The organism is Pseudomonas sp. YuFO8, from assembly GCF_035065025.1.
In the GTDB taxonomy this organism is placed as follows: domain Bacteria; phylum Pseudomonadota; class Gammaproteobacteria; order Pseudomonadales; family Pseudomonadaceae; genus Aquipseudomonas; species Aquipseudomonas putida_AE.
In genome coordinates this window covers 1-419 of record NZ_JAXDEQ010000159.1, presented here as the reverse complement: position 1 = coordinate 419, position 419 = coordinate 1, and the positions used below count along the sequence as shown (strand labels likewise).

At 40.8% G+C, this 419-nt stretch carries 1 protein-coding gene and 1 pseudogene; both read left to right on the top strand.

What is annotated here, in order from left to right; all coding sequences use genetic code 11:
• Positions 1-47 precede the first annotated feature (47 nt).
• Positions 48-260, top strand: coding sequence for a hypothetical protein (locus tag SOP95_RS31785; RefSeq protein ID WP_323609554.1), 213 nt, complete (start codon positions 48-50; stop codon positions 258-260).
• 15 nt (positions 261-275) lie between these two features.
• A pseudogene (locus SOP95_RS31780) lies at positions 276-419 on the top strand (PA0069 family radical SAM protein); the annotation flags it as partial.

Sequence of the window (419 nt, the reverse complement as noted above, 5' to 3'; positions counted from 1 at the left end):
ATTTTTTTTGCTCCATCCGAAGAACCAACTAATAAGGAATAGTGAGAATGAAACTGTTAAGGTTTTTATCGATTGGTTCTCTTTTGGTGATTTTGATTAATCTCGGTCTTGCGGTTAATGCTTCAATGAATGGAACTTATGACGCAAGTCAGGTTCAGCGCATTGCACCATTTATATTCATTTTTGCAATTTCAACAATTACTTGGTTGGTAATATTCATTTTTAAAAAGGTTTTCTCAAAGCCAGACGCAAATCAATAAAATGTTTCGGATTTTGAATATAGCTGTATCTACTGCTACGCACGGCCCAGCCATGCCTATTGGGACATGTCGCCGGGGTTGGATTTCGAAACCAAACTGATCGCCAAGACCAACGCCGCGGACGTGTTGGAGCAGCAGCTTTCGAAGCCAGGCTATGTG